12 protein-coding genes are annotated in these 24,944 nt (G+C 54.8%); 4 read left to right on the plus strand and 8 right to left on the minus strand.

The genetic code is table 11. From position 1 onward, the window contains the following. The first annotated feature begins 87 nt into the window (after positions 1 to 87). The 4 genes from AC5S26_RS05530 (at position 88) to AC5S26_RS05545 (ending at position 6,255) form a co-directional block, all read left to right on the plus strand. Entirely contained in the window at positions 88 to 3,375 is a 3,288-nt protein-coding gene (locus AC5S26_RS05530) for a TonB-dependent receptor (RefSeq protein ID WP_494183851.1), read from the plus strand. Between the two features lie 116 nt (positions 3,376 to 3,491). Further along, entirely contained in the window at positions 3,492 to 4,538 is a 1,047-nt protein-coding gene (locus tag AC5S26_RS05535) for a ComEC/Rec2 family competence protein (RefSeq protein ID WP_494183852.1), read from the plus strand. A gap of 215 nt (positions 4,539 to 4,753) precedes the next feature. Then, positions 4,754 to 5,626 carry a 2-dehydro-3-deoxygalactonokinase gene (locus AC5S26_RS05540; RefSeq protein ID WP_494183853.1) on the plus strand — a complete coding sequence of 291 codons (873 nt, stop codon included), beginning with the start codon at positions 4,754 to 4,756 and terminating at the stop codon, positions 5,624 to 5,626. Then, a complete protein-coding gene (locus AC5S26_RS05545; protein ID WP_494183854.1) occupies positions 5,617 to 6,255 on the plus strand; it encodes a 2-dehydro-3-deoxy-6-phosphogalactonate aldolase in 639 nt (212 codons plus the stop codon). The genes AC5S26_RS05540 and AC5S26_RS05545 overlap by 10 nt, the downstream gene beginning before the upstream one ends. Positions 6,256 to 6,361: 106 nt before the next feature. On the opposite strand, the gene AC5S26_RS05550 is transcribed toward AC5S26_RS05545, so the two are convergent. The 8 genes from AC5S26_RS05550 to AC5S26_RS05585 all read right to left on the minus strand — a co-directional run bounded on the left by AC5S26_RS05550 (position 6,362) and on the right by AC5S26_RS05585 (position 24,590). Then, positions 6,362 to 9,757 carry a glycosyl hydrolase gene (locus AC5S26_RS05550; RefSeq protein WP_494183855.1) on the minus strand — a complete coding sequence of 1,132 codons (3,396 nt, stop codon included), beginning with the start codon at positions 9,755 to 9,757 and terminating at the stop codon, positions 6,362 to 6,364. 247 nt (positions 9,758 to 10,004) lie between these two features. Then, positions 10,005 to 11,717 (minus strand): GMC oxidoreductase, encoded by a 1,713-nt coding sequence (locus AC5S26_RS05555; RefSeq protein ID WP_494183856.1) that lies wholly within the window; start codon positions 11,715 to 11,717, stop codon positions 10,005 to 10,007. After that, positions 11,714 to 12,301 carry a gluconate 2-dehydrogenase subunit 3 family protein gene (locus AC5S26_RS05560; protein ID WP_494183857.1) on the minus strand — a complete coding sequence of 196 codons (588 nt, stop codon included), beginning with the start codon at positions 12,299 to 12,301 and terminating at the stop codon, positions 11,714 to 11,716. The genes AC5S26_RS05555 and AC5S26_RS05560 overlap by 4 nt, the downstream gene beginning before the upstream one ends. 234 nt (positions 12,302 to 12,535) lie before the next feature. After that, a complete protein-coding gene (locus tag AC5S26_RS05565) occupies positions 12,536 to 14,686 on the minus strand; it encodes an outer membrane protein assembly factor BamB family protein (protein ID WP_494183858.1) in 2,151 nt (716 codons plus the stop codon). Between the two features lie 72 nt (positions 14,687 to 14,758). Then, positions 14,759 to 17,422, minus strand: coding sequence for a TonB-dependent receptor (locus AC5S26_RS05570; protein WP_494183859.1), 2,664 nt, complete (start codon positions 17,420 to 17,422; stop codon positions 14,759 to 14,761). A gap of 547 nt (positions 17,423 to 17,969) precedes the next feature. Then, positions 17,970 to 19,640 (minus strand): sulfatase, encoded by a 1,671-nt coding sequence (locus AC5S26_RS05575; protein WP_494183860.1) that lies wholly within the window; start codon positions 19,638 to 19,640, stop codon positions 17,970 to 17,972. 114 nt (positions 19,641 to 19,754) lie between these two features. Further along, a complete protein-coding gene (locus AC5S26_RS05580) occupies positions 19,755 to 21,302 on the minus strand; it encodes a sulfatase-like hydrolase/transferase (protein WP_494183861.1) in 1,548 nt (515 codons plus the stop codon). Between the two features lie 45 nt (positions 21,303 to 21,347). Continuing rightward, positions 21,348 to 24,590, minus strand: a complete 3,243-nt coding sequence (locus tag AC5S26_RS05585) for a TonB-dependent receptor (protein WP_494183862.1) — start codon at positions 24,588 to 24,590, stop codon at positions 21,348 to 21,350. Between the last annotated feature and the right edge of the window lie 354 nt (positions 24,591 to 24,944).

Here is a 24,944-nt window from a genome sequence, read left to right on the forward strand (position 1 = left end):
GCACTGAACTCAGCATTCCCCCTGGGTATGAAGACGAGGAGAGCGGACGTGTTAAAAACTGCGTGTTTCTTGGTGTTAGTTGCGTTGATGAGTTTGCGCTGTGAAGCGCAGGCGACATCCGCGGAGATCAGTGGCTCTATTACGGACGCCTCGGGTGCAGTTGTTCCCGGGGTGACAGTCACGGCGACGAACGTCGAAACGAGCACAGCCCAGAGCACGAAGAGCGAAACCAATGGGGATTATGTGCTGACCAATCTACGGCCGGGAACCTATACACTCACCGCCGAAGCTGTAGGGTTCAGCAAGTTGGCACAGACCGGTCTTCATCTTCAGGTGAATCAGCAGGTGCGACTCGACCTTACGCTGAAGGTTGGTCAGGCGACGGAGACCGTGGAGGTATCGGCGCGAGCTCCGCTGCTCGAGAGCGAGTCTTCGTCAATCGGCACGGTGGTTAACACTCAGATGGTGAACCAGCTTCCTCTGAATGGTCGCAACTTTACTCAGTTGGCAACGCTGAGTCCTGGTGTGACCGGAGTCGGGTCGTCTGCCACAGGAACAATCCAGAGCGGCACGCGGCCAGACGACAAGCGGCCGGGGTCAGAGATCTTCTCCAACGGCAATCGCGAAGGAGATAACAATTTTCTGTTTGACGGTGTGGACGACAATGAGCGGCTCACACTCTCGGTTGTGCTTCGGCCGGCGGTAGAGGCTGTTCGCGAATTCAAGATCCAGACGAATCTCTACAGCGCGGACATCGGGCGCAACTCGGGTGCCGTGATCGATGTGATCTCAAAGTCGGGTACGAACCAGCTGCATGGAAGCGCGTTCGAGTTTATTCGCAACTCCGCGGTGGATTCGCGGACTTACTTCAATAAGGTAGGCACTGCATTCCCGTCACTGAAACTCAATCAGTTTGGCGGATCCTTTGGAGGGCCTATCGTTATTCCACGTGTTTATAACGGCAGGAATAAGACATTTTTCTTCGTCGACTATGAGGGATCGCGGCGGACGACGCAGGCATTCCTTCTAGGGAACGTTCCCACGGTCCGGATGCGCAATGGCGATTTCGGAGAGACGGCGACTATCTACGATCCCACGACGACCCGTCCGAATCCGAATGTGGCTGGAGGATTCCTCCGAACGCCATTCGCGAGCAACATCATCCCGGTTGGGCGGCGTGATCCAATTGCGATGAAGATGCTCAATGCTTATCCGCTGCCAACAGGTCCGGGGCGCATCAACAACTATTCTTCAAGCCAGAGCCTGATTACGAATTCGGACTCAGGGGATGTGCGCGTGGATGAGCAGCTGACGCAGAAGGACATTCTCTTTGCGCGTTATTCCATCCAGAAGTCACTAGCCATTTCGCCGAGTACATACCCAGTGACGACTATTCCCGGAGTATCGACACCGGTACATTTGAGCGATGAAGCTTCCTTCGCGGGTAGTTCAAGCGCGCCTGTCCAGCATGTGGCCACAAGCTACACAAGAATATTTACCCCCACGATCGCGAATGATTTTCGGTTTGGATTCAGTCGATACCGGCTGGATTATGTTCCGGTGGATTTTGTCGAGAACGGAGGTCTTGGCAATCAACTTGGCGTCCCCAACTCGAATGTGACTCCACGGGAACAGAACCTGCCGATCTTCTCACCCTCGACCTACCTTGGAATCGGGCAGACGCGTTCACTCCCCCTCTATCGTCGGGAGAACACGTTCCAGGAGCTGGACAACCTGACGTGGACCCACAACTCGCACACTCTGAAGTTCGGGGGGGATTTTCGTCGCCGTCAGTTGTCAATCTACCAGACCAACCAGGGCAACGGACGATTCAACTTTTCGGCGGCTCTTACAGACTCTCGTAATCCGGCGGGCACAGGCGGAGACAGTATTGCGAGCATGATGCTGGGGCTTCCAAACTCGATTGCACATGACTATACCTTCCCCTTTCCGGGTATCCGCCTGAATGAATATGGCTTCTACGCGGCTGATGACTGGAGAGTGAACAAGAAGCTGACGCTGAACTACGGCATACGGTGGGACTATTTCAGCCCGCCAAGCGAGGCGCATGACCAGTGGTCGAACTTCAACCCGACAACAGGCAAGATGGATATTGCGCATCGGAATGGTGTCAGTCTGACATCCGGTGTGTTGCCGTGGAAGAAGGGTTTTGGCCCGCGTGTGGGATTCGCCTACAAGATCTATGAGTCAACGGTAATCCGCGGGGGCTTTGGACTCTTCTACAACGCATCGGGCAGCGAGAGCGTGAATATGCGTCTCGCGCGCAATGTGCCTTTCGGGCTAACAATCAGCAACGCGCAGAGCGATATCACTCCTGGTGGCACAATCAGTCAGGGTTTTCCTGCGGCACCTACAGTGAATTATGCGCAGGCTGACAATCCGAGCGGAGCGCAATCCTCTGTCGCTCCTAACTTCCGGCCTGGTTATGCCGAGCAGTTCAACCTGGGACTGGAGCAGGAGTTCCCGCGGCTTGATATGGTTATGAAGGTGGTGGGTGTGGGCAATCTGGGGCGGGCACTCTACCTTCCCTATAACGCCAACCAGGCTATTCCAGGGGCGACTACGCTAAACACACGGCGTCCTTTGTACGCCATCAACCCAAACCTAAGCGATGTGACGTACGCGACGTCCCAGGGACGCGCAAATTACTATGCCTTGCAGGTAACGCTGGATAAGCGCATCAGCCATGGTGTCAACTTCCTGATGGGGTATGCCTGGGCGCACTCTATCGACAACGTTCCGCTGGAGTTCGGTGGCGGAGCCGTAGGTCCAACGCCACAGGACCCAAGGTTCCTTTCAGCAGAACGCAGCAACTCCATCATCGATCAGCGTCAGCGACTCACACTCAGCTACCTCTGGATGCTTCCATTTGGTAAGGGCCGCGAGTTCATGAATGGCGGAGGACCGCTGGACTGGGTGCTCGGAGGATGGCAGACGAACGGCATCTTCTTTACGCAAACCGGGCTGTACTTTTCTCCTGTGCTGGCTGTGTCAACCACAAACACTGGCACCGGCAGTCGGCCGAATCAGGTGGGAGACGTGCGCTATCCCAAGACGCTGACGAACTGGTTCAACGCATCTGCCTTCAGCACTCCGGCGCAGTACACCTATGGGAATGCGGGGCGCAACTCGCTGGTCGGGCCGGGAAGGACGAACTTCGATATGTCGCTGCTGAAGTCGTTTCCCATTCACGAGCAGATGCTCTTCCAGTTCCGCTTTGAGGCGTTCAACATCTTCAATCATCCGCAGTTCGGATATCCGAATGCGAATATAGGAACCACGCAGGCTGGCCAAATCACGTCGATCGTAGGCACAGCCAGGAATCTGCAGGCATCTTTACGATTCCAGTTCTAAAAATGGCAGTGGATCGGAAGGAGCATCGGGACCTTCCGCTCCACCGCAAATTAAGATCACATAGATAGAAGTGCAACCTGACTGGGAGTGATATGAGATTTACGAGACGGTCGAAGATGAGATTTCCTTCTCTTGCGCTAACCTTTGCGTTGGCAGCTGGCCTTACGGTTCTTCCTTTACAGTTGCGGGCAGCCGATAAGGGTGACCTTCAGATTTATTTCGTGGATGTAGAAGGCGGGCAGGCCACCCTGTTCGTAACGCCAGACAAGCACTCGCTGCTGGTGGATACGGGCTGGCCGGGCAATAACGGGCGCGATGCCGATCGAATTATTGCAGCCACCAAGCTCGCCGGCATCAACCGGATTGACTACGTGCTGCTGACCCACTATCACGACGATCATTCTGGAGGAGTTCCTCAGCTCGTCGAGAGAATTCCGGTAGGGACGTTCCTTGATCACGGGGAGAACATCGACACGAAACCCGGCGGGGCGACGATAAAGATATGGGACGCCTATCAAAAGGTGCTGGCAACAGGGAAGTACAAACGCATTTCAGCGAAGCCGGGCGATGTCTTTCCGATCGGCAACATGAAAGCCACGGTAATCAGCAGCGACGGTAACGTGATCGATCACAATCTGCCTGGAGGCGGCGAGAAGAATCCACATTGCGATGTGGTCGAGAACAAGCCGAATGACCGCAGTGAGAACTCGCACTCACTGGGTATTCTGATCAACTTCGGAAAACTGAAGATCCTCGACCTGGGCGATCTGACATGGGAGAAGGAGCGCTTGTTTATGTGCCCGGATAATCGCATCGGCACAGTGGATCTTTTGGTAGTTTCGCATCACGGTTTTCGCCCAAGCTCCAGCCATGCCCTGATCGATGGCATTCAACCGCGTGTGGCGATTATGGATAACGCCGCTACGAAGGGCGGTAACATCCCGGTTCTCGATACGATCCGTCAGTCGCCAAAATTGGAGACGCTTTGGCAGTTGCATTACTCTGAGGAAGGGGGCGCGGAACACAATACGGCTGCTGAGTATATTGCGAATCCACAAGGACCAGATGAAGGAAATTACATCGTCGTCAAGGCAAGTCCGAAGGGGAGCTTCACGGTCTTCAATTCGGGGAACAAGCAAAGTAAGAGCTATGCAGCACGCTAGCGCAGTATGAGCTAACGAAAGAGACGGTTTTTGTGTGGACTGAGACAGCTGTGCTCGAAATCAGGATTTCCCGACCTTCGCTTCTTATGATCTATTCACTGCCACCCCACTCGTATGCAACGATCAGCGAACCGTGATTGTCGAGAAAATTTTTTGCGTGAGATGAATCTGTTTCAATGAAGTGAGAGTTTTACGGGAGGGTAGGATTGATTGGGGTGGACTGGGGTACAAGCAACTTTCGCGCATTTCGCTTCGATAACACCGGAAGGGTGATTGGGCGACGATCGTATCCCATCGGTATCCTCAAGGTGCGGGAAGGGAAGTTTTCCGAAACGCTGCAGGAGCATGTGGGGGACTGGATCGCCGACGGTGAAACACATGTCCTGCTGTGCGGTATGGTCGGGAGCCGCCAGGGATGGACTGAGGCCAACTACATACAGTGCCCGGTAAAGATCGACGATCTTGCCAAAGCAGTCGTAAAGATATCGTTCGCGGGAGCCAAAGCCATGCTGATCCCAGGCGTAATGGGAGAAGACTCTAATGGTGTGCCTGAGGTGATGCGTGGAGAAGAGACGGAGGCGATGGGAATCGTCGACGATTGCGACGGCTGTGGGTTGGTGTGTCTACCCGGCACGCACACGAAATGGATCGAACTCAGGGATCGATCCATCGTAAGTTTTCTTACCTGCATGACGGGCGATGCCTTTGCTGCGCTACGCAAACATACGATTCTCGCGAAGCTCATGAATTCGGAAGCAATCATGGACGAAGCGATTTTTCTCCGCGGTGTTGCCCGTTCAGGCGATGCGGGCGGCCTGCTGCATCATCTTTTCAGTGTCCGCACCCTGGCGCTGACGGGCGACCTCAAGGAAGACACCACGGCTTCTTATCTATCGGGTCTTTTGATTGGGCATGAAGTTCGCGCGGGGATGCCATCACAAGCGCACGTACACCTGGTGGGTGCGCTTCAATTGTGCAAGCTGTATCAACAGGCGATTGCGGCCCTCGGAGGCACGTCTACGGTCGAAGATGAAGATGCGGCGGCGCGTGGACTTGCAGCTATTGGAAGGAGGCTGAATTGGCAATAGAGAGTAGCGATTTCGGGGGATGGATATCGCGTTGTCCTGTGATCGCGATTCTGCGTGGCATCAAGCCTGACGAGGTTGAATCCATAGGAGATGCTCTGGAGGAGGCTGGTGTCACTATCGTTGAGGTACCGCTCAACTCACCCGATCCATTTCGAAGCATCGGAACGCTGGCGCGTGTCTTCGGCGATCGCATGTTAATTGGTGCGGGCACGCTGACGGATTCGGCACAGGTTACAGAGGTAGCAAGCGCGGGGGGAAGGCTGATCGTGACGCCACACGCGGAGCTTTCCGTCGTTCGCGCGGCAAAACAATCCGGTCTCTTTGCTGTTCCGGGGTTCTTTAATCCCACAGAGGCGTTCGCCTTGTTGAAAGCGGGAGCAGATGCCATCAAGCTGTTTCCTGCCGAGGTTGTAGGGCCTTCTATGCTGAAAGCTCTAAAGGCTGTTCTACCAAAAGAGGCTCTCGTTATTCCCGTGGGCGGGGTCGACAAGCAGAGTATTGCTGCGTGGATGGCAGTAGGAGCGGATGGCTTTGGTGCAGGCACGTCTATCTATAAGCCCGGCGACGATGCAAAAACAGTGAAGCAAAAGGCAACGGTCTTGATAGATGCCATACGGGCGGTTAAATGACAGTCCTGGCCTGTAGCTGATTCGATCTCTTCGGCTGTGCCGCGATGCGTAGTAGTTGCTGGTCCGCTCCAGACAATCAATCAGCTTTCATTCGGATGAATGCTGCTTATAGTTTGCTGGCAGTTTGTATCTGGATGACCTGCACTGGACCTATGAGGCCGGAGGGTAACAGCTTCGAGTTGGCTTTGTAGGGGTTGCGGGTGGTGAAGGTGTACTTAGTCGCGACATTTGGTTGTGCATCTCCAATAAGGCGATTGACCCAGAGATTGGCGACAGTGATCTCGACAGTGTTGCTCCCCTGTTTAAGCGCGCCTGTCATGTCGACGCGGAAAGGCCTCTTCCATGCGATGCCGAGCGGCTTGCCGTTGACCTTAACTTCGGCGAGGTTGGCAACGTCGCCGAGGTCGAGCCAGAGTTGGGCTCCGGACTTGAACCATTCGGTGGGGGCGTCGATGGTTCTGGTGTAGGTGGCGTGACCGGAGAAGTACTTAATGCCAGCGTCGTTACTCTCGCTGAGTGAGATGAGCGTGGGCATGGTGGTCTCCGCGGGTGCTCCGCGATTGGGTTCGAAGGCGATCTTCCAAGGGCCTTCTACTGAAGCGAGCGCGGCCTCTTGTTTCTGCGGAAGCATGCGCGAGGGCGTGGTTGCTGGCTTGCGGAAGACGACGAAGGTAGTGCCGTAGGGGTCGAGCGTGAGCGGAACGAAGGTTCGTCCGTCGGCGATGGTATAGGAGGCAGCTTCGATCTTGCCAGTGTCGGCATGCCAGATCTCTGGCGCGCGACCGGTGATGCGGAAGTTGGCAGTTACGTTTTGGGCGCGATCGTTGTGGTTGTCGACGAAGTAGATGTCGGCGGCGGGGAGCTGGCGGTGGACGAAAAGAAGTTTGGTATCAGGCTTCGGCTTTTCGTAGTCGAAGTCTGGCGCGATGTTTGAGCTCTGGAGAAAAGCAGCTGCATCGGCGGCACTGATGACCTTCCCTTTGCCGTAGCTCGCTCCGGATGACCACATGGTGTCGGCGATGATCTGGAACTGCTTCCTGTCGTCGGCGAGGCTAGGGGTGGCGATGGGTTTGTCTCCGATGAGGGTGGCCCCGCTCTGAACGAGTTGCTGGAGTTTGCGCAGGACGGGGAGCGACATATTTTTGCTGTAGGGGTCGAGCTTAAGGACGCGGTAGGTCATGCCTCTGGGCACGGTGAGATTGCCGTTCTTTACCTCGAGCTTGTTGATGAGTACATCGGCGTTGATGTAGTCAAAGTTATAGCCGGCGGGGACGTCGGGCACGTGGTCGGTGAAAATGGCGGTGAGGTTGGAATCTTCGCCATAGAAGTAGGCAATGTCGGCGACGAAGCGTCCCTGCTGCAGAAGGTAGGAATTGCGGGCGAGGTAGGTAATCCACGGCGCAGCCTGTTCGGCCCAGATCTCGTTTCGATTGAACCATTGGCCAAAGGGGCCAAGGGTGAGTCCCGGCGCCTTGCCAACGAGCGGCTGATGCGCGGACTCGTGGATGACGAAGCGGTTGAGTCCGCTTGCGAGCTCAAGGTCGGCGGTGGGCTTGAGCATCGCGGGTGACCAGGCCCATGGGCCGATGGAACTGGTGAGCGACTCGGCGGCGACGAGGTTTTGTCCGTAGATGTGCGCGACGGAAGCCGACTCGCGGATGTCAGCCTGTGAGCCGAACTGCGGGCCGGAGCGTGTCCACATGGCGGCCATGGGAACATCGGTGTAGCGCTTCATCTCCATGCCGTCGCCGATGGTGGCGCGACGCTCTTCGTGCGACTCGCCATATACCTTCATGCCTCGCGCATGAACGATCTCGGCGATGGTGCCATAGTGGTTTTCAGCGACAAGGTCGGCGATGGTCTTTCGGAAGTCCCAGAGGAAGCGATCGCTGTCGGCTGCGCTGCCGACGATGTGGCCGGTGAGTACGGGAAGATATGGAATGGCACTATAGCCGCGGCGGTGCTGAAACTCGGGGAGCATGTCGTCGGTCCAGTTCTGCGTGCCTGCCTCCCAGCTATCGGTGATGACGTAGCCGATTCCGTTTGCGCCCATCATTCCATCCGTGGCGTCTTTGTAGTTGTTGAGGTACTTGTTCATGTATGAGGCAACGTAGGCCTTGTTGAGCTTATCGACCTCAGGTCCGGTGGCCTCGGAGGGCGCAGGGTGATTGGTGATTCCTGTGAGTGAGTAGCCCATGCGCGTGATGGTCCACTTGCCGGCGGGAGCATTCCAGGAGAGGGAGCCGTCGCGCTGCATCTTCGCTGTGAGGTCGACCACCGATGCGGGGTCGATGGTGGAGGTAGCAGAGACCTCGTCGGTGGCGAAGCCGTAGTTGTCTGGCGTGCCGGAGAAGGCTGCCTTGTCTTCGAAGCGGTTGACGCGAGAGCCGGTGTGCGGCACGAACTCGGCGACCATGATGGGAGGGACGGATGTAGGAGCTTTAACGCCGAGGTCGGTGAGGTCGATGTCGTCGGGGCCGAGATTGCGGGAGGGCTTCGGGGCAAAGACGACACGGATGGCGCGGAGAGTCTTTGCGGGGAAAGAGAGCGTATGCTCGACGGCTCCGAAGGTCGGTACACGGACTAATGGAGTAAAAGTGGCGCCGTCTTCGCTACCCTCGATCATGGGGCCGTCGTTAGTTTCAGGGATGAACATGCCGAGCGGGTTACGAGGGCCGCCGAGTGCGAAGGTGACAGATTGAATGGTCTGTGCCTCTGAGAAGGTCAGCTGCAACCACACAGGCTCGGTGGTGGGAGCCTTGATGGAGGCCGAGGTCATCAGGTCGTTATCCCAGAGCGCGGCGGCGTCAGTTGCGCCGGAACTGGTGGTGATAGTCGGGTTGAGCGAGGCGACAGGCTTATCGTCCTCAGGCTGTCTGTAGGCGATAACGACGGAGTCCTTATAGAAGTCGGGGACAGAGGGCGCATGTGTTCCAGCACCCCCCATGCTGCCCATAGGGTCCTGCGAGGCGAGTGTCTGGAAGGGGCCGGTGACGATGGGAGGCTTGGACAGCGTGCCGGTGAAAGGCTTGTCGCCCTCGATGACAGTCTCGCTCCAAACGTACTTCTTCATCGCCTGTTCGGGCGTGACCCAGGGGCCACCGGTCTCCGACCAGCCAGGCGACCCGGCGATGGCCATCTCAAAACCGAGAGACTTCCCTTTTTCGATTGCGAAGCGGAAGGCGTCCCTCCAACCGGGGTCCATGTAGATGAGGCGGGTATCGACGACCTGGGGTGTGTTGAGCGCGGCATCGAAGTTCTGGAAGCCGCCAAGTCCGGCGCGCTTCATCCACTCGAGATCGAGGCGGATGCCTTCTTTGGTGATGTTGCCATTCATCCAGTGCCACCAGACGCGGGGACGGGCGGCATTGGGTGGATTGAGGAAGTTTTTCTGGAGCAGATCCGGGGATTGATTTGAAGCGTTCTGCTTGGCGCTTTGAGCTGTCAGAGTAGAAGCGATGCCAAGGATGCAGGCGGCTTTGCGAGCGAAGCTGGAACGCATTTATATCCCCCGATAGACTCTTCTCGGAAAAAATTTAGACGTCTCAATTTGAGGCCCAAATAGTAGCACGGGGGAAATTGGTCTGGCGCGTTACGAGTTCTCAATGGGAATGGCGATTTGGAGTTGATCCGCGACTAGGCTGCTTCCCACTGAAGAGGAAAAGAAGCTCCCAGGACCAGAAGATCGGTGTGCCTATTTGCGAAATCAAGGGACTAGTACGACGTCCTGCAGACTGGCCACAAACTGCTTAAAGTTCTTCGTGCTTCATTTGTTTCACTGCGTAATCGCAAGCGCGCGCCGTCATCGCCATGTAGGTTAGCGACGGGTTCTGCCATCCTGAGGAAACCATGAACGAGCCGTCGGTGATGAACAGGTTCTTGATGTCGTGTGCCTGATTCCAGCCGTTGAGTACTGAGGTTTTAGGGTCGCGGCCCATGCGAGCAGAGCCCATTTCGTGAATCCCCTCGCCCGGCGCCGAAGGCGCATTGCGCAGCGTGATGTCCTTCGCACCGGCGGCTTCGAGCATCTCTGCTGCTGTAGCCTGTGCATCTTTGAAGAGCGCCCACTCGTTGTCGCGCCACTTGCAGGAGATCTTCATTGCGGGAATACCCCATGCGTCTACCTTGTTCTTGTCGAGCTCCATGCGGTTGTCGGGATTCGAGAGACACTCGGCGAAGCTTGCGAAGGTGAAACGCCACGGCCCCGGCTGGCGCAGCGAGTGCTTGAAATCGACGCCAAAGCCCGCGGTCTCGCTGCCACGGCCCCAGTCGTCGCGACTGCCGCCGCCCTGGAAGCCGTAGCCCCGGACGAATCCAGGATGCTTGTCCTTGATGTTGCGGAAGCGCGGCACGTAGATGCCATTGGGACGGTTGCCGATCTGCTCGCGATCCTCGTGGCCGGGGATAATGCCGCTGGCTCCGCTGCCCATCATGTGGTCCATGAGGTTGCGGCCAAGTTGCCCGCTGGAGTTGGCAAGCCCGGTTGAGAACTCCGGTGTCGCAGAGTTCATCAAGATGCGGGCCGACTCAAGCGTCGAAGCGCAGAGGAAGATGATCTTCGCGTGGAATTCGACCGACTGCTTCGTTTGTCCGTCAATCACGCGGACTCCGGTGATGCGCCGTGTCTTCGCGTCGAAGATGAGACTGTGAACGACGCTGAACGGCCGCATTGTCAACTTGCCAGTGGCCTCGGCGGCGGGCAGCGTCGAGTGCAGGCTGCTGAAGTACGAGCGCGTGATGCAGCCGCGAGCGCACGGTCCACAGTAATGGCAGGCTGCGCGGCCGCGATGCGGCACCGTCAGGATCGCCGTACGGCCGATGGTCAGGCGACGGTCGGGAAACTTCTGCGCAATCACGTCACGCATGTGTAGTTCGGCGCAGTTCATTTCCATCGGAGGCAGAAATTTGCCGTCTGGAAGCTGGGGCAGATTCTCGGCCTGCCCGCTCACGCCAATAAAGTCCTCCACGTAGTCGTACCAGGGCTCGATGTCCTTGTAGCGAATCGGCCAGTCGACGGCGATGCCGTCCTTGAGATTGCCCTCGAAGTCGATATCGCTCCAGCGATAGCTCTGGCGGCCCCACATCACGGAGCGTCCACCCACATGACGGCCGCGCAGAAAGAGGTACGGCTGATCCGGCGGTGTGGTGTACGGGTTCTCGAGGTCATCGACAAAGAACTTTGCGTTCCATTCATCGCCGATGTGCTTCTGCCTTTCGCGATGCACCTTCTCGTATTGGCGGTCGCGCATGCCGCGGAACTTTACATCCCACACGGGAACGTGCTCGACGTAATCTCTCGTGGGAACGATGGTCTGGCCGGCCTCGAGCACCAGCGTCTGGAGTCCTTTCTCGGTCAACTCTTTGGCGGCCCAGCCACCCGTGATGCCTGAGCCAATGACGATGGCGTCATAGGTGTTGGTCTTTCCGGTCTGCACATTCGGTGTCTGTATCTCTGTGCTCATCGCGCCACCTCCTGGATGGGGGCACAGCCGGCGTGGCCCGGCGGAATGATGCTCTTACCAAGCTCCTGTGAGAAGCCGATCTCCGAGGTGTAATAGCCGGCCAGAGTCAGCTTTTTCATCTGGTAAAAGAAGTTCATTGGCGGTGGAGCGCCGCGCGTCTGCATCGTTTGTTTCTGGCTGGCGGAGAATTCCATCGCGGCAGCGTCAAGCTCCTTAAGCAACTCCGTCTGTTGCGCGGGAGTGCAGTCGACAAAGGCGGCGGAGAAGTTCTTTCTGCTGCGCGCGTCAACATCGGCCAGCCCGGCGAGGAACTCCTTCGTCTCAGAAGGCTCAAACCACTCCGTCAGCAGCAGGTCGATGAACTCGTTCACCTTCGCACCCTTGGCGCCAGGAGTGTCGGTGGCCGGAATAATCAACTCGGCAATTGTGGTGACGGTAGCATTCTGTTGCGGATTTAGCGTCCTCAGCCCAGTCGACTGGGCGACCTGCGCGCTCGCCTGCTGGATGACGGTCATAGCTTCTAATGGGAGAGCAGAGATGGCTGCAGCTGAGCCAAGCAACCTGAGTACTTCACGTCGTTCCATTTAAAACTCCATCTTGAGGTACACCACTGTTGGGCAGTAAACCACTATCGCGGACACATACTTCTATCTAATTCTAATTAAATAGATAGGCCTCTATGCGGCGTCTTATTCACCCTTTATTTTCAGAGCGCAGGGTTCTTTCTGTTCGATATACGGTGGCTTTGGGCGCTCCCTGCTCGGGTCCGTGACTGCGTGGTGAGCAGGAAGGTTCTAGTCATCCCAGTATCAATGTGTTTAGGGCTGCACATCTTTCGGAAGTGCAAACGCGACGTAACTTCCACCAGAGGGGTCCTTTGATTTTCCGCCTCCTGCCGCAATAACTACGAATTCGCGCCCGTCAGCTTCATAGACAGCAGGCGTGGCACTTCCTGATGCAGGCAGCGTAGTTTCCCAGAGCAACCTTCCATCACCCTTATCAAATACATGAAATTTGCGGTCGTAACTGGTCGCAGCAATAAAATACACACCTCCTGCGGTAACAACTCCTCCGCCATAGTTTTCTGACCCGGTGTTCTTGATTCCTTTCGCAACCAGGTCTGGATATTCACCGAACGGAATCTGCCACTCGATGGTTCCTTTATTCAGGTTGATTGCACTCAGGTTTCCCCATGGAGGCGTGATCGCGGGATACCCTTCAGAGTCCAGGAATTTGACGTAGCCTCCAAACTGATATTGAAGCATCGACGGATCAGGAGAGGGAGATGCCACGATGTCGTCTTTTCCGCTGAGGACGTAACCTGCAATTGCGGCGACCTCCTGGTCGGAGAGTCGCGTAAAGGCGGGCATGCGGCCATTCCCACTTCTGATGATCGTCGAAATCTCATCAGAGCTATGTTTCTGGTCGATATCCACCAGCGACGGTGTGTCTGGAGGGTTACCAGTCCGATTATCCTTATGACACGCCGCGCAGTTATTTTGATAGAGCTGTTTGCCACTTGAGATGGCAGAAGCGGCAGGACGCTTCTTGATGCTGATGATCCAGGGCATTTCGTTTACGTTGGTATAAAGAAGCCCGGTCTCTGGATCAAAAGCTGGACCGCCCCACTCCTGGCCTCCGTCCAACCCAGGAAATATCACCGTTCCCTGAAGGCTCGCAGGAATGAATTGGCCATCGCTTCGGATCGTCTTAAATTTAGCGAGCACTTCGGCGTGTGCTTCCGGCGTCCGATTCGTTAGATCTTTTTCGTCCAGTCTTTGCCGCGCAAAGGCTGGTGGAGCGTTAGGCAAAGGCTGCGTATCGGCAGCTACTTCTCCCGGAATCTCACTGGCAGGGTATTTCTTGTATTCGATCGGATAGACAGGTTTCCCGGTCTCCCGATCAAAGATAAAAACATATCCACTCTTGGTGGTCTGAGCCACAGCGTCAATCGTCTTGCCATCTTTATGCAACGTTATGAGCGCCGGGGGTGCGTTGAGATCGCGATCCCATATATCGTGCCGGACGGATTGAAAGTGCCAGACGCGTTTTCCTGTATTGGCGTCAAGCGCAACCAATGAGTCACCGAACAGATCGTCGCCGATGCGATCGGCACCATAGAAGTCGTTGGCGGCAGATCCCAGGGGAACGAAAGCCAGTCCCCGTTTCGTGTCGACACTCAGGCCTGCCCAGTTATTTACGCCCCCGGTATACTTCCACGCGTCCTTCGGCCAGGTGTCATATCCAAATTCGCCCGGATGAGGGATCGTATGAAACTGCCAGCGAATCTTTCCTGTGTGGACATCGAAGGCGCGAATGTCTCCGGGCATGGCCGGCAACTGCTCGGAAACGATACTGCCGCAGATCAACATGTCCTTGTACACAACCCCGGGCGTAGACAGCGAGATCGTAAGACCTTCACCGTCATGACCCAATCCGCGGCTGAGATCTACCCTGCCCTTTTCGCCGAAGCTTTCAATGAGCTTTCCCGTTTTTGCATCGACGGCATAAAGATATTGCTGGAGTGCGATAAAGATGCGGGCTTCAGTACCATCGGTCCAATACGTAAGGCCGCGATTTCGCGTACTGCCCAGCACTTTTCGCCCTTCGCTCGGATCGAATACCCAAAGCTGCTTGCCGGTTGCCGCATTCACAGCAAAAAGTTTTACCTTTGGGCTGATCAGGTAAAGAACTCCATTGACTGCCAGAGGAGTTGCCTCAAGCTCCGTTTTAGCACCAGGAGCCGAATCTCCCGTATCAAATGTCCACGCTACCTTCAGGTTCTTAGCATTCGTACGATTTATTTGTTTCAGCTTCGAATAGTGGATAGAGCCTGGTCCGCCTCCATAAGCGGACCAGTTTTGGCTCGCTCCAGAATCTTGCGCGAGGGCTGCCGGGGATAGCCCAGATACGAGTAACAAAGGGATGACATGTTTCCACAAATGGGCTGGAATGAAGCTGAAAAACATAGGACCCCTTCGACTCGAAAGATTCGAGTTGGCGACTCAGCATAAAAAAGATCGTCGCCTACTATACCTCATCTATCTCTTTCCGAAAGTTACCTTGAGTCCACCGAACACAGTAATGGGTGCACCGGGGGCGAGGAATGTTGAGTTGCGAACTGGATAAACGGTTTCGCCATCCATTTCTGTTGCCCCGAACGGGCGAGGTGTGAAGTTTCCATTGTTGTCATAAGGCGTGGAGGCCAACTGCCCGGCAGTGTAATAGTGACGATTGAGAAGATTATTGATCTGGGCGAAGAGCTCATAGTGCGGGCCAAATCTGTATCGAGATCCTAAGTTGACGACCCCATAGCCCGGACTCTGACCACCGCCAAGGTAGTGAATACCATCTGGCTGATGTTGATTATTCTCGTTGCCTCGCACATATGAAGCGCCAATCAAGTTGAAGTCGGCATTGATGGACAACCTTCGTATCGGATGGTAGTCCCCATAGATCTTCATCATCTCTTGAGGAACCTGCGGGATACGATTTCCAGGGCTGATGGTGATCGTTCCCCCATCTGTTACTCCTTTGCCTCCGTCCAATGCGTTGCTGCTACTACTATTGCTTCCACCATTAATGGTTTGGCTACTTTGATAGGTCGCGCTCAGGAAGGTGTATTCGATCCCGGTATCGATATTTTTGAGCCGTCCCGATAATGCCGCTTCGACACCTTGCCTGCGCGTCTTCCCAAAGTTTGTGAAATAGCCATATCCCGTCTGTTGCGACGCGATAAACAGCAGGTCGTCGTAGTTGTCGGAGTGAAAGAACCCGGCACTCCAGTGAAGGCGGTCATTCAGGTCACCGCGAGCACCCACCTCGTAGGTACGGCTCACCACTTGCTTCAGTGGCGGATCGCTAACAAGGGCATTCGGCAAACTGCAGGGAAAGTCAGGGTCGGCGCAACCAAGTTCGGTTGATGTTGGGGCACGACTGCTTTCGCCATAGTTGAAGTAAGCCTGAATCAGACTCGACGCTTTATAGACGATGCCTGCAGAAGGATTAAAACGCTGAAAGATGTTCTCCGCTGTAAGTGATCCGCGATAATCAACGGAAGGCAGCCGATCGACGTTATTAATATTGGTATGGTTGTAACGACCTGAAGCGGTGACGACCCACTTGCCGGCTGTAAAAGTGTCGGTGAGAAAGAAGCTAGGGGTGTTCGCCGTTCCATGGAGATTGACGCGGTTATCCTGAGGAGCATCATCCACTTCAGTTGAACCGTCTAGGAACGTGGGAATACGAGTGATACTTATACCATCCGGGTTGAGATATCCGTATTGAGCATTCTGGACGAAGGTCAGCGTTCCGCGGTCCCAGCCTGCGCCAACAGCCAGCTGATTGTGCGAAGTATGCCAGGAAAGCACTCCTGAAAGACCATAGGCATGCTGCTTATTTATGGTATCGGTATCGACTCCGGTGCACTTTTCTCCCGGTTCGTCTTCAAGTAACCCTTGGGCAACGCAACGCAGATACGGGAACGGTGTGTTGGCGGGAGTAATGCTTGGGGGGTATGGAATCCCGGCCGAAGTCAGCGCTCTCATCTCAGCGGCGCTCAACGTATACAAGGACTGATCGAACGAGTCGTCGTTGATGTCACCGTTGGTGGTGTTGGTTCTCGTGTAGCGAACGTAAGCGTTGCCATTTAGAGTCAGGCTGCTGCTTAATGCATGGGTCATGTTGAGAGTAAGAAACGGCGAATGCTGCCAACTTGTATCCGGAATGCTGTAAACGCTGTTGTAGCCATGGTTCAGACCCGTGGTGCGATTGATCGCGCGGAAATCCTGTGTTCCGTTCCCTGTCAGAGCATCGATGACGTATCCCCCGGAGAGCGAAAGAACCGTTGAGCCACGGTTGTAACCAAGCTTGGCAAAAGACTGCCGTACATCAGACGGCGACGCGACACGCCAGCCATCCTCGTGGAAAAGTGTTCCGGCGACAAACCAATTGAGTCCTGCACGATTACTGCCACCATACTCGGCATCCATCGCTCGGCGACCGAAGCTGCCACCATATCCGCTGATGGTAAATCCTACGTTCGAAATACCGTTCTTCGTTTGAACCGCAATGGCACCACCAAGAGTGTTAAGGCCGTAAATCGGATTTGAACCGGGAATCAACTCAGTCGTACTGATAGCAACTTTGGGGATTAGATCCCAAGCGACAACATCGCCGAAAGGCTGATTTTGACGGACACCGTCAAGGTAGACGGAGAGTCCCGCAGGCGACCCGACCAGGGGCGAAGCGGTATAGCCGCGGTAGTTGACATCGGGTTGGAATGGATTATTTTGATTCTCGTTCACATAAACGCCATTCAATCTACGTTTCATGACATCGGTTAGATCGATGGCATTCGTATCTTCGATCGTCTGGGATGTGAGCGTTTGTACCGGCAGGGGAACATCGGACAAGGGAACGTCAAGCGTACCAATAGGCGTCGATGCGATGACATTAATTGTTGTGGACGGGCCGCCTATGACTAACCTGACCTCCCGAGTCGATGGAGTAGTCGAGCCTACTTGAATATGGATGACCTGCGGCGTGAAACCCGACCGTTGCAATAGCAACTGATAGCGTCCGAAGGCCAGGTTTGATAAGACCAGAGAGCCATCAGCGGACGTTTCAAGGCTTCGGCTCGTGCCGGGAGTTGGTCCGGAGAGTGTGCCTTGCGCCTGCAACGGTTGTCCTTTGGGATCTTTCACTTGGACTCTGATTTCGCCCGTCTTCGTAACAGTTGAACCCTGGGCTAAGACCAGGAGGGAGGTACACAGAGTCAGCACAACCAACCACAAAACGGAACGGCAATTACGGATCAAGGTCAAGGCCCTCTTTTGGTCCAGGGAGAACAATTCCGGCTGAATCGAATGCCTGGAGGCAAATGGCAATTTGGTGTTCTGTCGGTATATTCCAGGCAGGGCGGTTCTGTTCACTGTTTTTTGCTTTTTTCGTCATAAACGAATCAGAAAAACGTGCAGGTGTTGATGCCCGGCCCCGCCCTGAATACAACTGGGATCCCGCGCACACATATAGGAATTTTCCCGCGATCTGCGCCGCCCGATGCCAGGTTCTCCAGCAAAGGCGGGCTGTCGTTCCGCGTCTTAACACTCGGGCTCTATACGGAACAGGGAATTCAAAGAGGCTTATCAGGAAACTTCCCCAAAAGGGATCGATCGGGCTCGGTAGAATGTCCGTAACGCAGATCAAAGCATAAAAGCGTTCCAGTCTCCCGCGAGCGATTTGCCCCACGCATTATTTCTTCAGTTCCAACTTTCGAGCGCGAGATATTTCATGAAGTTGCGTACGAAGATTCGATTTGAGCGTAGCTGCATTTGAACTCTTCGCGAGATTAATCACTTCACGCTGGTCTAAATCATAGTCATAGAGCTCTTCGCCTTCTGCACCCTCCTCGCCCCACATCGTGTATCTGTACCGCTCGGTGCGCAGTGAATAACCCATGATCGGTCCTGATGCCAATCGCCGCCCAACCTGGGAGACTGCCGGATGATCCCATGCGCTTTCTGGATTCGAGAGCAGCGGTACCATGCTACGTCCCTGAAGGCTCTCGGGCACTCCTTTCAACTCACAGAGCTCGGCCAGCGTTGGATAGATATTGAGATGTTCTACGGTTCTCTTGCACGCTTTCCCTTTTGCTGTAACTCCGGCGCCGGAGATGAAGAGGGGAACATGTACCGAGTCTTCAAAGAGCATTGTCTTTTCCCATTGCCTGTGTTCTCCCACCATAAAGCCGTGATCGGCCCAAAAGACGATTGTTGTATTCTCCATAAGCCCTAATCGATGAACTGCGTCGATGAGACGTCCCACCTGAGCATCCACAAAGCTGATAGCGGCAAAATGCGCACGTATTGCCTCACGGTGTTGCTGCTCAGTCATGCCGTAATTTGGATTGAGCGAGTTGTACGCAAGTGCTGGTGCTACGGATAATTCGTTGGCATCAAGCCTGGGGAGTTGAAGATCGTCCAGGTTGTACAGATCGAAATATTTCGACGGCACGACGAACGGCACATGCGGCCGAAAGAAACCTGACCCTATGAACCACGGGTCGTTCCTATGCTCCTCGATCATGGCAATGGCCGATTCGGAAACCATGAAGTCGGTCATCATTTCGTCACTGCCATCCGAGGCATGGCCTGCAATTGCGACCCCTAGGTCACCGTTTTTGCTGAGCGGCAGGATCGGCGTTCTCCCGTCCTGTGCAATGCGAATACCTGAGGGACCCCTTCCGCCGTGTTTCCAAGGAACTTGAGAACTATTCAATGCTGGTGCGAATCCGCGCCCTCTATTGTTTTGCCGATTGCCGTTCATCTCCTTAATTTGTTGTGGCGCATAGAACGTGACGAGTGCCTCGTCGTGGGTCCGGTCATAACCGGCAGGGTGAGAGACGGCCTGCCAACTTAGGGCGTCATCAAACCCCGGCGTACCAATCTCGCTGGAATTGTTGTAGTGATAAATCTTCCCCGCCCGCGCCGTGTAGTACCCATTCCGTTGAAAGAGCTGAGGGAGAGTGACGGCGTCAGGAATCGTCTCGCGAAAGTCCGTATTGAGATCCCAGACCTTTGTCGAATCGGGAGCCAAACCGGACATCAAAGAGGTTCGCGAGGGAGCGCACAGAGGGTATTGGCAGTAATTCCGTTCAAACCGCACACCAAGTTCTCCAAGCCGATCAAGATTCGGAGTCTTGATCACAGGTGTCCCAAAGCAGCCAATCCGCGGCGTCAAGTCATCGCAACAAATGAAGAGTACATTACGTTTCCTGTTACCGCCTCTAGCCACAGCCGGCGCTTGGCTGGGTACTAGTCTGCCTTCAGCGGGCAGTGTCGTAGCGGCTAACGGCGCTGCCATCGCGGTTGTCGCAAGGAAGGTTCGTCTGCTTATCTTGTCGGTTTTCGTTGTTTCGCTCATGTGTAACACCTGTAAAATTTGCGTCTAGAAGCATTCGGCAGGCGTCGCTCGCCAATCTGATCTAGGGGAAGTTGCTGCACAGAGCGGAAACTAACAATGTGCAGCAACAACCTTCTAAAGCTCCTGTGAAAAAGTTCCATTAGTGATGCCGCGGCCAGCCGCAACATATTCCTCTAACTTGGCGCAGAGTTCCTTGGTCACAGTGGGGTTCTGGTCAGCTACATTGTGCAGTTCCTCTGGATCCTTACGTAGATCATAGAGCTGCGGTTTGTACTTACCTTCAAATCGTTCGGGCTTCCATGCCGCAGAGTAATTCCACTCTTTGGTACGAATGGATGCGATCCAGCCGTAAGCGGATACGGCATATTCTCGCTCGTCTATCTTGCCAAGAACGTGTGGCCACAAATCTTTCCCGGTAACTCGCTCAGATGGCTTAAGATTGAGTTGGCCGAGTAACGTAGGTACGACATCGGGATGCTGGGCGAACTCGCTGACGCGCTTTCCCGCATGTTCGGCATGTGGAAGGCGGATAAGAAGCGGAGCATGGGTCACCTGTTTGCGCAACTTCTCTGGGCCTTTGACCCACTGCTGCTGCTCATTCAGTAGGGCGCCATGGTCAGCAAGGAAAACAATAATCGAATTGTCGTAAAGTCCAAGCTGCTTAATCTTGGCGAGAACCTGGCCATACCAGTAGTCGACATTTGAGGCCTCCCCGGCATAGTTCGCGCGCAAACGTTTTACGCCCTCCTCCGGAACGATGACATTGTCATAAGGCGGCTCAGGCCATGAATGCTTTGTGGGTTCCTTCAGATATTTCTCAAGAAAGTCCTGCGGCGGATCCCAGGGTTCGTGGGGATCAAAGGCTTCGACCTGAAGATAGAAAGGTCCATTAGCATGATTGTCTTCAAGCCAGTTGATCGCGGTCTTCGCGGTCTGCTGCACGATCGAGTCGCCGTTCTTGGTCCAAAGATGACGATTCGCGAGATACTGATCCACAAACCGGGTGAACCCTGATCCCGTGGCGAATTGACGAGCGCGCTGAACCCGTTCGACATACTCCGCAGGGTAATAGGGAGAGAGGTCGGCATCTTTCCGCCCTGTGGTTCCGAAGGCATCGATCTCCTGGCCGCGAATCCATTGGAAAGAATCGAATCCTCGATGAAAGTTACGATCCGGCTTAAAGATATGTGGGAGATCGGCTATCAGTGCCGTCTTGTAACTAGCGGCGCGAAGAGTTTCGGAAAGAGTCACGTCCTCTAAGAAGAGTTGGTGCCAGCCGGGAAGAGATACATTGTCTTGCTGAAAGTAAAGATGCGTAGGGACGATCCGGCGTCCTGTGTAAAGCTGACGACGGATAGGAATCGTCGGAAGGCCTTCTGGGTAAAAATGCTCGAAGACGACCGATTCTTTTGCGAAAGCGTTGAGATACGGTGTTTCGACCCAGTTGCTGCCGTAGGTCTCAAGATTGTCTGCGCGGAACGTATCGGAGACCAGCACAATCAGATTAAGGTTGTTGCCTGTTTGTTTTGCGGGCGATTGCCAGATCGTCTTTGGCTTCGCTCCGGCGGTCTGAGCTTCTGCAGACCCGGACCCAGTTAAACCAGCGATACCTGCCAATGCTGCACCTTTAAGAATGGAACGACGCGACGGCTTATTGTTCATGAAAATGTTCTCCCTTGGTAATGGTTTGTGCAGGTGACCCTGCTTTTAGAAGGCGATTCGAATGGCGGCCTGAATCTGCCGCTGAGGATTAACGACGGTCGAGATGGCTGCCGTTGTGCCTTGCCCGAGAGTCGCGTTGGGCAGGCCGAACTGAGGTGTATTCAGGACATTGAAGGCCTCAATGCGCAGTTCCCCGCTGGTCCGTTCGAAGATCTTCGCGTTCTTGGAAAGCGCGAGATCGAAGTTATGGAAGCCTGGACCGCGAAGAATGTCGCGGCCGGCATTTCCGAATGTATATTGGGCGGGAGTTGTGAATGCCGAGGTATCAAACCATCTCCGATAGCCCCGCTGAGCATCGGGAAGCGCACCGCTCGCGATGCGATTGGGGCGTGCCGTTGTACCCGTATTGCTTTGATCGACGGACTGGACCGGGTTGAACGGCAGACCCCCTTGAGCCGAGAAGATAGCCTTCACGGTCAAACCACCTGCAATGGCGTTGACCAGTTTCGAACTCGCTCCAAAACTGCGACCGTGGCCAAAAGGCAGATCATATATGGCGCTGACGACGAAGCGATTTCTGATATCAAAGTTCGAATCACCCCGTTCTGCCGCTAGGTTGAAGGCGTTCTGTGGAATCGGTGCGTTGTCTACTTGAGTCGGGCCATTATCGATTGAATGAGCCCATGTGTAGGCTGCGAGAAAATAAAGCCCCTTCGAAAAGCGACGCTCGAGCTGACCTTGGAAAGAGTTGTAATTCGATGAGATGAACGGCCTGTACTGATATACAGCGCTGTATTGAGGCATGGGGCGTCGTGCCTGGATGGCTCCCGGCTCGGGCTGCGGTTGGTTGATCTGGAGGGGATAGTAAAGTCGATGGGTCTGCGAGCCTACATAACTTAATTGACCGACCACGGCTCCCGGCAGTTGTTGCTGGATGCTGAGACTCCACTGCTCGACGTAAGGAGTAGGAGCGTTCTTCGGATAAGAGTTCACCGCAGGAGTCGACACGCTCGCTGGATCAGTAGCATTCGCTGGGAACCCTTGAGCAAGAGTGATGCCTGGGTTGATCTGATCGGATGTATAACTCGTTTGGATGAAATAAGGAGGATTGTTAGTGGGCCTGCGCGCCACAGGGACATTCTCATCGCGGCCATAAAAGATCCCAAACGCAGAACGGATGACTGTTGCTGAGTTAGGGGCGTAAGCGAAACCGATTCGAGGAGCGAAATTGCGAATGTTGGGATCGCTGAAGGAGCGCCGATAACCCGCAGCAGCTGCATTACTGTCGTCGAGCAGTTTGCCGTAGAGCGGACCTTGCTCGAGGGTCAGATTGGAGTAATGATTTGAGGTCTCGTAAAACGGCAACGGTAGCTCGTAGCGGATGCCGAGGTTCAGCGATAGCTTCGAAGAAACTTTCCAGTCGTCCTGCACGAAGGCTTGAATGATATGCTGGCGGCTCTCGCTAAGGGATCTGGTCGACACTGTGGACGAACTCGTATAACCAAGTAGAAAATCGGCAAACGGGTCGCCTGTCGTGCTTCGATTCTGCGGATCTTGCGTATAGGCCCCATTGAAGTTATAAGCAGGACGCGCATTGAGCGTGGAGTTGGCGTAGAGCGTCACCTGCTGAAAGTCGAATCCAAACTTGAGCGAATGACGCCCCCGCTGCCAGGTGAGGGTGTCGCTGGTTTGAATCGTGCGTCCCTGCTTATCGATCGGCAAGTTGCCCGAGCCGGTAGCGGGGGTTAGAAGCGTACCGGGCCCGGTGGTGCCGATAATACTAAGGCCCGACACTGCAAAAGTAGGGAGGCCGGTGATGGTTGGAATATTGGGCGCGCCGATGATTCCATATTGCTCGAACAGGCGTGTCCCATCTATGTTCTGACGCTCGCGCGTCTCTTGATATCCCACTCGAGCCTCGTTCACCATGGAAGACGAAACGATATGGGTCTCACTCGCGACGAACGAGTGCGCCTCTGGCTTCACGATGCTTGGACTGCTTGTCGGTGGGGGGAGTGTAGTAGGAAGCGTATTGCGGCCGAGATTTTGAACAAAGTGCGCGAAGAACGAATCCTTGGCTCCGAGATGATGATCTATGCGAATAAGATACTGGTCGCTATCAACCCTCTCTGTCTGGTTCGAGAAATAGTTGAAGGTTCCAGTGAGATTCGGCGCAGGATAGAGCGCGAGGAGCTTGGCAGCAACCGGATCAAAGCGAGTTGCCGGAATGATATTGCCCGCAAACGGTTTGCGGGTATACGTATTTCCCGATGCGGCAGTGGTCGCGGGATCGTAAATTGTCTTAGTGAATTGCCCCTTAATCTGTGCCGGCGTTGGAACGGTGGCGAGTTGAGGCGCAGCATCGGAGATCCGTGAGCTTTGCCACGCGACGAAGAAGAAAGTGTGATTCTTCCAGATGGGACCGCCCAGCGTAGCCCCAAACTGATTCTGGATATAACGAGGCTTTGCTGTGAACGCTGGCTGAAAAAACGGGGCTGCATCGACAGCCGAGTTACGAATGAATTCGAAAACACTCCCATGAAATCTGTCTTCACCTGAACGAATAGTCGCGTTCACGACCGCGCCCGCTGACTGTCCAAACTCGGCCGAGAATGTACTGGTCTGTACCTTGAACTCCTGGATGGCATCCACGATGGGCTCAACAGACTGAGCGGTTGAGTTGTCGAAGCCAACGATCTTGTTTTTGTTGTCGACGCCATCGAGCAAATAACTGTTCTGAATGGAACGTTGTCCATTTGAGATGAAGGTGTTTCTTTCCTGAGTTCGCTGCGAAGGCGACGTGCCGGGAGCCAGCGTTGCAAGCTGAATTGCGTTACGCCCGTTCAGCGGAAGACCCTGGATCGTAGCCTGCTCAACGACATGGCCTAGTGACGAGGTCTCAGTCTCCAGTGGGGGAGGGGATGTTGTTACCAGAACAGTACTGTCCCTGCCGTTCACAGGAAGCGTGATGTCGATTGCCAGACGGTCCTGAACACGAAGATCGACTCCTTTGCGAGCCACACTGCGGAATCCATTTGCTTCAGCACTTACGTCATAGGCACCGGCACGCAAAGATGGTGCCGTGTAAATACCCTCGTTATTCGTCGTGAAGGTCCGTGAGGTATGGTCTCCGGTGTTGACCACAAATACGGTAGCCCCACTGATTACAGCGCCACCAGGGTCTTTGATCGTTCCAGAGATCGTTCCGGAGTCAACCTGAGCATTCAAAGGTTGTTGGCTAACAAGAAAAGCAAGAGCTAGTAGCTGCAGAAAGCGGCTAGCGCGCATGACTATCCTCTCCATATATCGATGTGAGTAGAGTGTGGAGATCTGTGCAGGCGTTCTGCTGGCGCAGACGACACAAGCGCCTAGGCAAAGCGGTGAGATTCGAGAAATGACGGTTTCAGTCCGGTTAGAACTTCCGCGAATCAATGCACAGGATGTAAAGGAATAGTCTTAGCAGCAACAACGAAAGCGCGCGCAGGTTGCGTGTGCGTAGAGCGGCTGGCTCAAATTTCTGATCGCATTGCTAAGCATGATTGTTGTATACGAGAAAGTTGGAATGCTGTCAACGCCGTAAAGTCTCAAAACCAGCATTACTAACTGAAGGTTCTCTGTTAGCCATCCAAGGTTCGCTATCGG

This window comes from Edaphobacter sp. FHG110511_03 (genome assembly GCF_059115365.1).

Excerpts from the sequence above, each read along its gene's own strand:
- AC5S26_RS05580 (WP_494183861.1), bottom strand. The coding sequence starts at position 21,302 with ATGAACAATAAGCCGTCGCGTCGTTCCATTCTTAAAGGTGCAGCATTG.
- AC5S26_RS05550 (WP_494183855.1), bottom strand. The coding sequence starts at position 9,757 with ATGCGTTCCAGCTTCGCTCGCAAAGCCGCCTGCATCCTTGGCATCGCT.
- AC5S26_RS05555 (WP_494183856.1), bottom strand. The coding sequence starts at position 11,717 with ATGAGCACAGAGATACAGACACCGAATGTGCAGACCGGAAAGACCAAC.
- AC5S26_RS05560 (WP_494183857.1), bottom strand. The coding sequence starts at position 12,301 with ATGGAACGACGTGAAGTACTCAGGTTGCTTGGCTCAGCTGCAGCCATC.
- AC5S26_RS05575 (WP_494183860.1), bottom strand. The coding sequence starts at position 19,640 with ATGAGCGAAACAACGAAAACCGACAAGATAAGCAGACGAACCTTCCTT.
- AC5S26_RS05535 (WP_494183852.1), top strand. The coding sequence starts at position 3,492 with ATGAGATTTCCTTCTCTTGCGCTAACCTTTGCGTTGGCAGCTGGCCTT.
- AC5S26_RS05585 (WP_494183862.1), bottom strand. The coding sequence starts at position 24,590 with ATGCGCGCTAGCCGCTTTCTGCAGCTACTAGCTCTTGCTTTTCTTGTT.
- AC5S26_RS05530 (WP_494183851.1), top strand. The coding sequence starts at position 88 with ATGAGTTTGCGCTGTGAAGCGCAGGCGACATCCGCGGAGATCAGTGGC.
- AC5S26_RS05565 (WP_494183858.1), bottom strand. The coding sequence starts at position 14,686 with ATGTTTTTCAGCTTCATTCCAGCCCATTTGTGGAAACATGTCATCCCT.